Source organism: Sinorhizobium sp. CB7, from assembly GCF_041357635.1.
Classification (GTDB): domain Bacteria; phylum Pseudomonadota; class Alphaproteobacteria; order Rhizobiales; family Rhizobiaceae; genus Rhizobium.
In genome coordinates this window covers 141,569-154,384 of sequence record NZ_JAULLL010000001.1, presented here as the reverse complement: position 1 = coordinate 154,384, position 12,816 = coordinate 141,569, and the positions used below count along the sequence as shown (strand labels likewise).

Sequence of the window (12,816 nt, the reverse complement as noted above, 5' to 3'; positions counted from 1 at the left end):
CACAGCCGCAAGGAGAGAGCCATGAGCGCACGGAGCCAGGTCGCAACGGCAGCGAGCGGGATTGTCGCTCTGCCGGCACGGATCATCGAGCCGGTCATGATGGGGCTGCAAAAGCTTCTCGGCATCAAACGGATGCCGTGGGTTTTCCTGCTGCCGAACCTCGTTGCCGTTCTGCTCTTCTCTCTCCTTCCGGTGCTGATCAACGTCTATTATTCGTTCACCGGCAGTGACCGGCTTTACCCGCAGGAACGGCCCTTCGTCGGCGGGTCCAACTACGCGACGCTCTTCGATTGCCGCAATTATCTCGATCCCTCGACCTGCTCGAGCGATCTCTTCTGGCGTGCGCTCAAAAACAGCCTCGTCTTCGTTCCCATCCAGGTCTGCTGCATGATCGGCGTCGCCCTGCTTGCGGCCATCTGCCTCAATCGCGAGATCAAGGGACGCGGTTTCTTCCGCGGCGTCTTCTTCTTCCCGGTCATGCTCTCGCCCGTCGTCGTCGCGCTGACCTGGCAATGGATCCTGCAGCGCAATGGCGCGCTCAACGGTCTCCTGACATGGGCGGGGCTTCCGTCCGTCAACTGGCTCGTCTTCCCTGACACCGCCTTCTTCTGGTCCGTCTTCGTCACGGTCTGGGCGCATATGGGCTTTTATACGATCATCCTGCTTGCCGGCCTCCAGTCGATCCCGAAGGATGTATACGAGGCGGCCAAGATGGATTCGGCGACCAACTGGCGCGTCTTTACCCGCATAACGCTGCCGCTGCTGAAGCCGGTTCTCCTCGTCGTCTTCGTCCTTTGCGTCATCCGGTCCGTCCAGACCTTCGACGAACTCTATGTCCTGACGGGCGGCGGGCCCGGCTCGGCCACCATGCTGATGGTCCAATATATCTACGAGATCGGATTTGCCGTTCAGCCGCGCAATTTCGGCCTTGCCGCCGCGGCCTCTATCCTCCTCGGCATCGTTCTTCTGATCTTCACCGGCGTGCAGCTTCGCCTGTCCAGGAGTACCCAGAATGGCTGATACCGCGCTCTCCAAACCCGAGACCTCCGTGAGCGGACTTCTTTTCAGCCGGCGCGGGCGCAACCGGCTCGATGTATCCGATGTGCTGACCTACGGCTTTCTGGTGCTCGGCCTCCTCATCATGTTCACGCCCGTCGCCTGGCTGGTCATTTCCTCGTTCAAGACGCAGGCCAACCTTCAGGAGTTTCCACCGACCATCCTGCCCTATGCCAACGAAACGGTAATGGTCGAAGGCTACGATCAGCCGCTGCCGCTCTACGATGTGACCATGAAGGACGGCACCAAGGACCGGCTGGCACAGATCCGCAGGGTCGGGCGCAATGCACAAATGATCGATCCGGACAATCCCGGCGCCGGCCGTGTCACTGTCGCAGTCGCCGATGCCGTGCCCGTCCGCAAGGTTCGTTTCGCGGTCGAGAATTATACGGGACTTGTCGCCAATTCCGGCCAGGAGCTCGGCCGCTACGTCTATAACAGCCTGTTCATCACACTCGTCGCCACGATCATCACACTCATCATGAATTCGATGGCCGCCTTCGCACTTTCCAAATACCGCTTTACCGGCAGCGGCGTGGCCCTGATCTCAATCCTTTCGACGATCATGATTCCGGCAACCGTCGTTCTGGTCCCGACCTATCTCATCGTCGCCGAACTCGGCCTTGTCGGAAATCTCTGGGGCGTGATCTTGCCGACGGTGGCGACTCCGACCGGCGTCTTCCTGCTGCGCCAGTACATGCTGACCATTCCGGACGAGCTGATCGAAGCGGCCCGCATGGACCATGCCAGCGAATGGCGCATCTTCTGGCGGATCATCCTGCCCCTTTCCTCTCCGGCGCTGGCGGTGGTGGCGATCTTCTCGATCCTGTCCCGCTGGAACGATTTCCTGCTCCCGTTGATCGTGCTTAACCGGCGCGAAGTCTACACGCTGCAGCTTGCTCTCAATTCCTTCCAGGGCGAGTTCGAGGTCCGCTATGACCTGCTGCTCGCCATGACCACGCTGACTGCTTTACCCCTCGCCTGCGCCTTCATTTTCCTGCAGCGCTACATCACCACCGGCATCGCTTCCACAGGCATCAAGTGAGTTCGATCCATGGCAAATCTCGTTCTTGACAATGTCCGCAAATCCTTCGGCAGCCTGGAGGTCATCCCTAGCCTCGACCTCGATATCGAAGACGGCGAATTCGTCGTCTTCGTCGGCCCCTCGGGCTGCGGCAAATCCACTCTGCTGCGCATGATCGCAGGCCTTGAGGAAGCAAGCGGCGGCGATATCCGCATCGATGGCAGGAGCGTGATCAGGACGCCCGCCGCCGACCGCGGCGTCGCCATGGTCTTCCAGTCCTATGCACTCTATCCCCACATGACGGTGCGCGAGAACCTGAGTTTCGGGCTCGAAAATCTCCGCATGCCGAAGGACGAAATTACCCGGCGGGTCGAAGCGGCAGGCAAGATGCTGCAGATCGATACGCTGCTGGAGCGGCGGCCCAAGCAATTGTCAGGCGGCCAGCGCCAGCGCGTCGCGATCGGCCGCGCCATCACTCGTGACCCGAAGATCTTCCTTTTCGACGAGCCGCTATCCAATCTCGACGCGGAGCTGCGCGTCCTGATGCGCGTGGAGATCACCAAGCTCCATGAGCGGCTCGGCAACACAATGATCTATGTCACGCACGACCAGATCGAGGCCATGACGATGGCCGACAAGATCGTCGTGCTGCGCCGCGGCGTCATCGAGCAGGTCGGCGCGCCGCTTGATCTCTATAACCGCCCCCGCAACACCTTCGTCGCCGGCTTCATCGGCTCCCCCCGCATGAACCTCGTGGAAGGTGCGATCGCCGCGGTCGACGCCAATTCAGTGAGCTTTGCGGCACCCGGACTGCCGCCGCTCGTCCTGCCCGGACACGCGCAACTCGCAGTCGGCCAGAAAGCCACCCTCGGCATGCGGCCGGAGGATTTCATATTCGATGCCCCGGCCGGTCAATCCTGGTCGGTGACCGTGAGCGTCGCCGAGCATCACGGCGCCAGCAGCTACCTGCATTGCACATTGGCCAATGGCGAACCGATGCTGGTCCATCAGCAAGGTCAGAGCCGGGTGGAGCGCGGGGATACACTGTCCATCGCGCCGCGTCCGGGGCAGTGGCATTTGTTTGATGCCGACGGGCTCAGGGTGGAGACGGGACGATAGCGGCGCCGGACTTCGGTGCGCGCTGTCTGCAGGCGGCTGATGCCAACAATCCGAGCGCAGTGGCGCGCCGGACGAGATGAAACTTGGCAACTTATGTCATTGTTTTTGCTGTATGATGACACAACTGACCTGTCCCGTCGTTTACTGCCATGCCTGCTTCGTCTGGAGCCGTCCATCACCTCACACAAGAGCCACCAAAGCTCGACATCGCATAGCCCATTTCGAAAACGCTGCTAGACTTAGCTAGTGCTTGAACTGCGCCAGGTTTGCCTTGGTGAGTTGCATGACGCCGGTCTCCACCTTCTCTGGTAGTGGATTGATGCCTGCGGCTTTATGGTCCGGCACCACTTTCATGGCGCCTGTGTTGAGCCAGTGCAGCAGATACACACCGAGAAAGGCCTCGACATAGGATTTCTGCACGACCGATCCCACGATGGTCCCATCCTCGATATAGGGCAGCATGTCGTCGTTCCGATCCATGGCGACAATCTTCACCTTGCCCTGGAGGCCGGCTTCGGTGACCGCAATCGCAGCCCCCTTGCCGCTGTCGCCATCGGTGCCGCCGACGCCGATCACATCCGGATGGGCAAGCAGAGCCTGGCTGTAGGCGGTCGGCGCGTAAGAGGGGTCGGCCTTGTCGTTGACGACATCGACGACCTCGATCCCAGGCGCGTTCTCCTTGAAATAGGCCTTATAGCCTTCCACACGCTCCAGAACGGAGGGTGCCGGGAACGAGCCGAGCAGCACCTTCCCTTTTCCGCCAATCGCGTCGGCAAGCATCTTGCCGCCGACCTTGCCAGCCGCAACGTTGGAAATGCCGAGATAGATTTGGCGCTTTGAGCCGGGCGCGTCGCCGATGATCATGGCGACGGGAATGCCAGCCTCCACTGCCCTGTCGATGCCTGGCGTGAGCGCAGCGGCATCGGCGGGGAAGATAAGCAGGCCCGCGGGTTTCTTGGCGATGAGCTCATCGAGCTGGCGCGCCTGCGCGGCGGTGTCGAAATCGAGCGGCCCTGTGAAGCTTGTCTTGACGCCCAGAAGCTTCGCGCAATCTTCGAGCGCCTTGCGATGGTCGACCCAGAATGGAACCTGGGTGACGCAGGATAAGAAGACATATTCCATCCCGGCTCCCTGCGCCAACGCCTCCGCTCTGAAGCCAGGCAGCAGGCTGAGGCCCGCCAGGCCCAGGCCTCCAAACATCAGAAGATCGCGGCGATCCATGTCAAGTGTGGTCATTTTTTCCTCCCTTGCCTTGAACCGTCGAGACGACGGTTCATTCCTTGCCGCGGCGCACGAGCATGTCGAGCGCGACCGCGGCCACCAGCACGGTGCCGGTGACAATCATCTGCCAGTAGATCGATACTGCCAGCATGGTCATGGCGTTGTTGATGAGGGCGACGAAGATGACGCCGAGGAAGGCGCCGAGAACCGTCCCTTCGCCGCCGCGCAGACTGGCGCCGCCGATCACTGCGGCTGCGAGAACCTGCAGCTCAAGCCCGGCGCCAGCGGTAGGGGTGCCGCTCATCAGCCTGGAGGCAAGCAGCACGCCGGCGAACGCGGCAAGCAGGCCCGAGAGTACGTAGGCGACGATGCGGACACGGTCGACAGGCAGGCCCGACAGGCGCGCCGCCCTCTCATTCGATCCGACGTAATAGATTTGGCGGAAGAAACGTACATGCCGCATGGCCAGATCGGACAGGACAACCAGCACGAGCGTGATCCAAACCAGGAAAGGGACGCCAATAAACTGCGCCTTGCCGGCCCACGCAAAGGTGGCCGGCAGGTTTGACAAAGAAAAACCTTCTGTGAGCACCAGTGCTATCCCTCGCGCGATCGACATTGAGCCGAGGGTCGCGACAAGCGGGTTGACGTTGATCTTGGTGATGACCAGTCCGTTCGCCAATCCGATCGCGGCGCCCAGCGCGAGCGCGGCCAGGACGGCGAGCGGGATCGGCCAGCCGTCGATGATTAGCAACGCCACGATGGTGCTTGCGAGCGCGAGAACGGAGCCGACGGACAGGTCGAAACCGCCCGAGGCGAGCAGCATCGTCATGCCGATGGCGATGATGGCGGTCGGCGCCATACCGACGGTGATCGCTCGGAAATTGGCCATCGAGAAGAAGAAGGGAGAGGCGAGCCAGGTGGCCATGATGAGCGCCACGATGAGAAGGGCGAGCGTCAATTCGCGCGTCTCGATGATGAGACGCAGGAACTGCCTGCAGGCCAGCTGAACTGTAAGGCGGCCCATGTTCTCGGCTCTCATGCCACCGCTCCGCTGTTATAGCCTCGTGTTCCCGCAGCGAAGGCCATGACGAGCTCTTCGGTTGCGCTTGCAGTCTCGAGCTCTGCCGCGATCCGGCCCTGCTGCATTACGATGATGCGGTTGGTGAGCGCAAAGAGTTCGGGCAGGTCGGATGAGACGAACAGTACAACCTTGCCTTGGGAGGCGAGGCGGCGGATTTCCTGATGGATGTCCTGTTTGGCGCCGATGTCGACGCCCCTGGTCGGCTCATCGATTATGATGATCTCGGGCCTCCTTTCCAGCCACTTCGCGATCATCAGTTTCTGCTGATTACCACCGCTGAGTTTGGCGGCCGCCGCGCAAAGCCCGGGGACCCGAATGTGGAAGCGCTCGACGGCTTTTTTCGTCGCCTCGCGGCCCGCGGCCGCGTTGAGCAGGCCGTGCCGGCTGAACCGGCCAAGGGCTGTTGCGATTATGTTGTCTACGACCGATTTCGTTACAAAGAGCCCTTCCTCCTTCCGGTCTGCAGGCACATAGGCGACGCCGAGCCTCATCGCGTGACGGGCATCATGGAAGCGCACCGGATGTCCGCGAACTTCAATCGTGCCGCAATGAGCCGGAACGATTCCCGCCAAAGTCCGCGCAAGCTCGTCCCGGCGTGCACCCATCAGGCCCGCCAACCCCACCACTTCGCCGAAGCGCAGGGTGAGGTCGACGCCTGAAAACTCGCCTCGTCGTCCCAAGTTTCGCGCCCTCAGCGCGACCCCACCGCCGGCCTGAGCCGAAGGAGCCGTCAGCGCCGCGAAGTGGCGGCCGACCATGTCCTGCACCACCAGATCGGGTGATATCGCGTCCGTATGATTTGTGCTCACCAGCCGCCCATCGCGCAAGACCGTGATCCGGTCGGCAATGCGGAAGACCTCGGGTATGCGATGAGTGACATAGATAATGCCGATTCCGCGCTCCTTGAGGCGGCGCAAGACCTGAAAGAGCGCCTCCACCTCGACCGCATCGAGCGCGGAGGTCGGCTCGTCGAGGAGCAGGATACGCGAGCTGAGCGACAGCGCCTTGGCGATCTCCACGAGTTGACGCATGCCGGCCGGCAGCCACTCCACAGGCCGGTCGACGTCTGTTTCGACTCCGAATTCAGCCAGAATTTCCCGCGTCCTCCACCTTAGCTCGCGCCATTGAACAAGGCCGAAGTGGGTGGGTGCGCGGCCGGCGAAGACATTCTCCGCGACCGTCAGCGCGCGAGCGAGACTAAGCTCCTGAAAAACCGTCCCGATGCCAAGCGCCTGCGCCTTTGCGGGCGTATCGATTGTGACCGGTCGAGCGTCTATCTCGATCGAGCCTACGTCGGGCGCGACGACCCCTGACAACACGCCGAGCAGTGTAGATTTCCCGGCACCGTTCTCGCCCAAAAGCGCGTGGATTTCGCCGGCTAGCAATTCGAAATGGATGCCTTGGAGCGCCCGGGTCACTCCGAACGAGCGTGAAATGCCGCTTAATCGAAGGAGCGGCTCGGCCATCACATCGCCTCCGAAACCTCCTTGTCGGCAGCCGCTATGTCCTCGATCTCGGCCGAATAGGTCTCCCGCGTCCGCCCGATATGGACATCCAGGATGGCGAGCGTCGCGGCGAGGTCGCGCTGCCGCACCGTCTCCAGCATCTGGCAGTGCTCGCGGAACGACATCTTAGTGTGGAGCGGCTTGGTCGCGAGATGGGTCCTGAGAGCGGCGATCTTACCGACGTTGCGTTCGTATGCGTCGCGCAGATAGCTGTTGCCGCAATGCTCAAGGAAGGTGGCGTGAAAGCGGGTGTCGAGCTCTAGATAGGCTCGCTGATCACCGCGCTGTTGGGCCGCCGCCATCTCCGTGACCACCGCCCCCAGATCGGCCGCGAAGGTCTCAGGATTGCGCGAGATCGCGAGCTTCAGCGCTGCCGCTTCGACCGCGCTTCGAAACTCGCAGATCTCGTGGACTTCGCGGGCACTGAGCGTGAACACGAACGCGCCGTGCTGAGGATAGATGAGCACCAGACCTTCATGGCGCAATTGAGCGAGCGCTTCGCGCACCGGGGTCTTCGAGACGCCGAGATCATCTGCGAGCTGCCGCTCCGAGAGCGGCTGCCCGAGTTCGAGGTCGCCGTGAATGATCGACGAGCGCAGGTGGGAAAGAACCGTCTGCGCCAGCGATTTGGGGCGCTCAATGCGCCGAACGCCGGGATTGCGGTATTTTTTCGGTTTGTCTGCCATCTGGAATGTGGTATACCAGACACCAGCGCATGGGACAAGCGGTTTGATGCGGCGCGCCAATCTTTAGGAGCGCCGGGATAGGATCGCATGGACAGGGCTGAGCTTCTTCTTGATTGCCACAACCAGCACGGCGAGGGTGTGCTGTGGAACCCCAAGGACGGCCGCGTCTGGTGGACGGATATCCATGGCTGGCATCTCTGGTGGTACGAGCCTGAGTCCGACAGGTCCGGTTCTGTTACCATGCCGGACCGCGCGTGCTGCTTCGCGCCCCGGCGGAGCGGAGGGTTCATCGTCGCCTTCGCCAAGCAAATTGCGTTCTTCGATCCGGAGAGCGGCACAGTGTCCTCTATCCATCGCTTCGAGCCCGACAAGCCGGACACGCGCCTCAACGACGGCCGCACCGATCGCCAAGGCCGCTTCATAGCCGGCGGCATGAACGAGGGTTCCTCGGAGCCGGTTTCCACCGTCGTGCGCGTCGATCCAGACGGATCGGTATCCACCATCATCAGCGGGGTCGGGTGCGCCAACAGCATCTGCTTTTCGCCGGACGGGCGGACGATGTATTTCGCCGACTCCTTCGCTGGCACGATCTGGGCTTATGACTACGATCCTCGTACAGCCCTCCCCTCCAGCCGCCGCGTGCTGAAGGATTTTCAGGGCGAAGCCGGCATTCCGGACGGCTCGTGCGTGGATGCCGAGGGTGCTGTTTGGAACGCGGTCTGGGAAGGCCAACGGATCGTCCGCATCCTTCCCGACGGCAGGGCCGACCGGACAATCGAGGTGCCGGTCTTGAAACCGACATGCTGCGCCTTCGGCGGAGCGGAACTGGATACGCTCTACATCACCACGTCACGGCTGGCCATGACCCCGGAGCAGCTCGCAGCGGGGCCGACGGCCGGGGCGCTTTTTGCATTCCGGCCCGGCGTGCGCGGCCTCGCAGACCAGCCTTTCGCCGGATGAGAAACAACAAAAGGAAGCGCGCAACGCCCAGGGAGAACAGGATGAACGTCACGAGAAACGCAATGAAAATTCTCGCTGCCGGTCTGGCGCTTGCCATAGGGCTGGCGGTTGGAGCCGCTTGGGCACAGGAACCCCCTTACCCAGCGCCGAAACCGCTTCAGGCGTCGGCCCAGGCTCCAATCAAGAGCTTCAAGGGATCGAAGGGGGCTCATATCGCCTACATGCCGCCGGCAACCGAGTTCAACTACTACATCGCGATCGGCGAGGGCATCAAGAAGGAGGCTGCCAAGCGCGGCATAGACACCTTCCTACTCGCGCCGCAAAGCGGAGCCGACATCAACGGCCAGATGGGCATGCTGCAGGACGTGATCACGCGCGGCGTCGATGCGATCATCCTCTCGACGCATGACGAACACGCGGCGGCTCCCCTGGTGAAGCGCGCGGTGGATGCCGGAATCGCAGTGGTGATCGTCAATTCCGACATTCCCGACTTTCCTGCCCCTGTCCACGCGGTGGTCGGCTATTCGCAGCGCAAGGGCACGCACAAGCTCGGCGAATATGCCCTGAAACTGACTGACGGAAAGCCGATGATCGTCGGGATTCTGGAGGGGCAGCCGGGCTATCATTCGACCGAGCGGGTGGGCGGATTCGTCGACGCCATCAAGGGCTCGAATTTCAAGGTCGTCGCCAGCCTAGACGGCAAGTGGAACGTCGAGGGCGGTAACGCCGCCGCGATGGACATGCTGCAGGCCCATCCCGATATCCAGCTGATCTTCGCTGCCAACGATTACGAGATCATGGGCGCCGCGCAGGCTGCGAAAGCGCTCGGCCGCACCGACCTTCTATTGTTCGGCAATGACGGGGATACCGGCGCCGGCCTAGAGCAGATCGCCGCCGGCAACGTCACCGCGACGGTCGACACAACGCCCTTTGTGATGGGCCAGATCGCGCTCGCCATCACCGCCGATGTCCTTGATAACAAATATCCGGGCGGCTGGGTCGAGACCCCGACGCAGATCGTCGACAAGAACAACGTGATCGACATCCTGCGCCACCCCGAAACGCTCTATCCGATGCCCTCCAAGGCATATTGATGCGCAGGAGCATGGCAGATCGCTGGATCCCGGCTGGAGCAACACGGACACATGGTGAAGTTATGAGCGTGGACAGCGATACCGTCTGGGAGTTGCGGGGCATCAGCGAGGCATTCGGCGTGGTGCTGGCGAATGACAATGTTTCGCTCGCGCTTCGCCGGAACCAGATCCACGGGCTCGTCGGCGAGAATGGTAGCGGCAAGACCACTCTTATCCGGACGCTTTCAGGCGCGCACCAGCCGGACGGAGGCATGATCCTGCACGCGGGTGCGCCCGTCACGCTCGACAGCACGCTCACGGCCCGCTCGCTCGGTATCGCCACGGTGTTTCAGGAGTTTTCTCTCGTTCCTGAACTGACTGTCGCGGAGAATGTGTTCCTAGGGCGATGGCTCGGCAGCTACTTCAGCATCGACTGGCGCTCCATGCGCGAGGCGGCGCACAGAACCCTGATGGAGCTCGAGCTCGACATCCCTCCGGACGCTGTGGTCGGCGAGTTACCGGTCGCGCAGCAGCAGCTTGTGGAAATCGCCAAGGCGATAGCGGCGAGGGCGAGCCTGATTGTGCTCGACGAGCCGACCACGGCGCTCGGGGTGACGGAGATCGAGCATCTGCACGAGCTTCTCAGGCGGGCACGAAAAAACGGCGCGGCGATCCTCTATGTTTCCCATCGGCTGGACGAGGTTGTCGATCTCTGTGACGTGGTCAGCGTCATGCGCAACGGCCGCATTGTCAGCGGAGCCGGCCACACGCCGCTCGATGTCGGCGCCATCATCTCGCTCATGATCGGCAAGGAGATGGAGGAGCAGTACCCGAAGATCCATTGCAGGCACGGCGAGGTGCTTCTGGAAGCGCGCGGCATCTCCGCCGATCCCGCGCTCCATGACGTGGGCTTCACTCTCCGCCGCGGCGAAGTGCTTGGATTTGGCGGGCCGCTCGGCTCCGGCCGAAGCGCTATCGCGCGCGCCCTATTCGGCGTGGTGCCGTTGGCCGGGGGAGAAATTCGGCTGCATGGAAAGACGCAAGTGATTCGTAGCCCAGCGGACGCAATCGCCGCCGGCATCGCGCTCCTCACCGAAAACCGCAATATCGACGGCCTGTTCTTCAACTTCACCGGCCCGGAGAACATCACTGCCGCAAGCCTCGCCGATCTCGACCGTGGTCTCTGGCTCAACCTTGCGCGCGAGCGCAAGGTTGCGGGCGATCTCATCCGCAGCCTGCAAGTAAGCCGTGCCGCCGAAACCGAGCTGGTCGGGCGGCTGTCGGGAGGCAACCAGCAGAAGATCCTGCTCGCGCGATGGCTGAACGCCAATGCCGAGGTGTTCATTCTCGATGAACCGACGAAAGGTATCGATGTCGGTGCCAAGGTCGCCATCTACCGGCTGATCAACGAGCTGACTGCAACGGGGAGAGGCGTCATACTGATCAGCTCCGACGACAAGGAGCTACTCGCCATGTCTGATCGCATCGCGATCGTGCGGCGGGGCCGCATCATCCGCATCGCTGAGGCGAAGACGCTGACCAAGGCCGAGCTCATGGGCGCCGGAGAAAGGCAGGATGCGGCATGAAGCGTCTGTTTTTCCTACCCGTCACCGGCCCGGCGATCGCCACAATCGTCGTTGCGCTTCTCGTCATGTCCACGACGGACCGTTTCCTTACCCCAGGCAACCTGAACAATCTCGCTCTTCAGGTCAGCATCGTCGCTCTCGTGGCGATCGGTTCCACGGCGGTAATCATCGTCGGCGGCATCGATCTGAGCCCCGGATCGATGATCGCGCTTCTGACGATGCTGCTCGCCATGATGCTGAAATTCTGGGGCTTCGGATTTTGGCCTGCCCTTGTGCTCGCTCTCGCCACCGGCGCTGCGATCGGCGCCCTCAACGGAGCGATCACCGCCTATCTCCGCATTCCGGCCTTCATTACCACTCTCGCCGGCCTGAGCGCCTATCGCGGCCTGGCATTCATGTTCAACAACGGCTCGCCCGTCTTCGAGGCGTCGGACCGTCTCGAGCCGCTGTTCTACGGTAGACTGGCCGGCATTCCGCTTCCCCTGATCTATATTGTTCTGTTCTTCGCGATCGCCCACTGGCTTATGCGGCGCACCCGCCTCGGACGCTCGATCTATGCGGTAGGTGGCAATGCCGAGGCGGCGCGGCTATCCGGCATCAAGGTGCGGCATATCCAGCTTTGCGCGTTCACGTTGGCTGGCCTGATGGCGGCGATCGGAGCGGTTCTGATGGCGGCGCGATTGAATTCGGGCTCGCCCAACTACGGCGCCGGCCTCGAATTACAGGCGATTGCCGCAGCCGTGATCGGTGGCGCCAGCCTCGCGGGCGGGCGCGGTGATATGGTCGCCACTCTCTTCGGTGCGCTGACGGTAACGATCGTGCAGAACGGACTGAACCTCAATGCTGTGGCGACATCCACGCAGAATGTCGTGATCGGCGCGATTATCGTTCTGGCCGTGGGGATCGACATGTGGCGCGGCGAACTCAGCCGCGGATTCGTCTGGGCCCTCAGTCTGCTGCACTCGGCGCGGGGCGCACGGCAGGAAAGGAGGAAAGCGCAATGACGGCCATCACGTTTTCCCATATCGGCGTCACCGTCCCAGATCTCGAGAAGGCGGTCGCGTTCTACGCAAAGGCCTTCGGCCTCTACGTGATAATGCAGCCGACCGAAATCCGGCACGACGACAGCGCTATCGGACAGATGTGCGACGATGTGTTCGGTCCCGGGTGGGGAAGCTTCCGCATCGCCCATCTCGCGACAGGCGACGGCATCGGTATCGAGCTCTTCGAATTCCCCAGAACGGCGTCGGAGGAAAAGCCATTCGAATATTGGCGGCCTGGCCTTTTCCATTTCTGCCTGCAGGACGAAAATCTCGAGGAGCGGGTCAAGATCATCGAATCGCTCGGCGGCCGGCAGCGGATGAAGCAGGTGCGGTTCTATTATCCGGGGCAAAAGCCCTACCGGATGGTCTATTGCGAGGACCCGTTCGGCAACATCATCGAGCTCTACAGCCATTCCTACGAGCTCACCTATTCGGCCGGCGCCTACGTCTGAAGGGAGC

At 62.2% G+C, this 12,816-nt stretch carries 12 protein-coding genes; 8 read left to right on the top strand and 4 right to left on the bottom strand.

The window, feature by feature from the left end; genetic code table 11:
- The first annotated feature begins 21 nt into the window (after positions 1–21).
- The 3 genes from AAE029_RS00825 to AAE029_RS00815 are packed head-to-tail and all read left to right on the top strand — an operon-like array spanning position 22 to position 3,199.
- Positions 22–1,020, top strand: coding sequence for a carbohydrate ABC transporter permease (locus AAE029_RS00825; protein WP_371070885.1), 999 nt, complete (start codon positions 22–24; stop codon positions 1,018–1,020).
- Entirely contained in the window at positions 1,013–2,101 is a 1,089-nt protein-coding gene (locus tag AAE029_RS00820; RefSeq protein ID WP_371070884.1) for a carbohydrate ABC transporter permease, read from the top strand. The genes AAE029_RS00825 and AAE029_RS00820 overlap by 8 nt, the downstream gene beginning before the upstream one ends.
- A gap of 9 nt (positions 2,102–2,110) precedes the next feature.
- Positions 2,111–3,199: an ABC transporter ATP-binding protein gene (locus AAE029_RS00815; RefSeq protein ID WP_371070883.1), complete on the top strand. Its 1,089-nt coding sequence runs from the start codon at positions 2,111–2,113 to the stop codon at positions 3,197–3,199.
- 243 nt (positions 3,200–3,442) lie between these two features.
- Here the strand turns inward: AAE029_RS00815 and AAE029_RS00810 are convergent, their stop codons facing one another.
- Genes AAE029_RS00810 through AAE029_RS00795 form a run of 4 tightly spaced genes read right to left on the bottom strand, consistent with a single transcriptional unit; the run spans position 3,443 to position 7,695 of the window.
- On the bottom strand, positions 3,443–4,435 hold the full coding sequence (locus AAE029_RS00810; protein WP_371070882.1) for a substrate-binding domain-containing protein: 993 nt from the start codon (positions 4,433–4,435) through the stop codon (positions 3,443–3,445).
- A 37-nt stretch (positions 4,436–4,472) separates the two neighbouring features.
- Entirely contained in the window at positions 4,473–5,462 is a 990-nt protein-coding gene (locus AAE029_RS00805; protein WP_371070881.1) for an ABC transporter permease, read from the bottom strand.
- A complete protein-coding gene (locus AAE029_RS00800; protein WP_371070880.1) occupies positions 5,459–6,970 on the bottom strand; it encodes a sugar ABC transporter ATP-binding protein in 1,512 nt (503 codons plus the stop codon). The genes AAE029_RS00805 and AAE029_RS00800 overlap by 4 nt, the downstream gene beginning before the upstream one ends.
- Positions 6,970–7,695: a GntR family transcriptional regulator gene (locus tag AAE029_RS00795; protein ID WP_371070879.1), complete on the bottom strand. Its 726-nt coding sequence runs from the start codon at positions 7,693–7,695 to the stop codon at positions 6,970–6,972. The genes AAE029_RS00800 and AAE029_RS00795 overlap by 1 nt, the downstream gene beginning before the upstream one ends.
- Before the next feature lie 87 nt (positions 7,696–7,782).
- Between AAE029_RS00795 and AAE029_RS00790 the strand changes: the two genes are divergently transcribed.
- The 5 genes from AAE029_RS00790 to AAE029_RS00770 all read left to right on the top strand — a co-directional run bounded on the left by AAE029_RS00790 (position 7,783) and on the right by AAE029_RS00770 (position 12,809).
- The gene (locus AAE029_RS00790; protein ID WP_371070878.1) at positions 7,783–8,655 is read left to right on the top strand and encodes an SMP-30/gluconolactonase/LRE family protein; all 873 of its coding nucleotides are present in this window, start codon (positions 7,783–7,785) and stop codon (positions 8,653–8,655) included.
- A gap of 41 nt (positions 8,656–8,696) precedes the next feature.
- Positions 8,697–9,749: a sugar ABC transporter substrate-binding protein gene (locus tag AAE029_RS00785; protein ID WP_371070877.1), complete on the top strand. Its 1,053-nt coding sequence runs from the start codon at positions 8,697–8,699 to the stop codon at positions 9,747–9,749.
- Positions 9,750–9,811: 62 nt separating this feature from the next.
- Positions 9,812–11,314, top strand: coding sequence for a sugar ABC transporter ATP-binding protein (locus tag AAE029_RS00780; protein WP_371070876.1), 1,503 nt, complete (start codon positions 9,812–9,814; stop codon positions 11,312–11,314).
- Positions 11,311–12,318 (top strand): ABC transporter permease, encoded by a 1,008-nt coding sequence (locus AAE029_RS00775; RefSeq protein ID WP_371070875.1) that lies wholly within the window; start codon positions 11,311–11,313, stop codon positions 12,316–12,318. Before AAE029_RS00780 ends, AAE029_RS00775 begins: the two co-directional genes overlap by 4 nt.
- Positions 12,315–12,809, top strand: coding sequence for a lactoylglutathione lyase family protein (locus tag AAE029_RS00770; protein ID WP_371070874.1), 495 nt, complete (start codon positions 12,315–12,317; stop codon positions 12,807–12,809). Before AAE029_RS00775 ends, AAE029_RS00770 begins: the two co-directional genes overlap by 4 nt.
- Positions 12,810–12,816 lie beyond the last annotated feature (7 nt).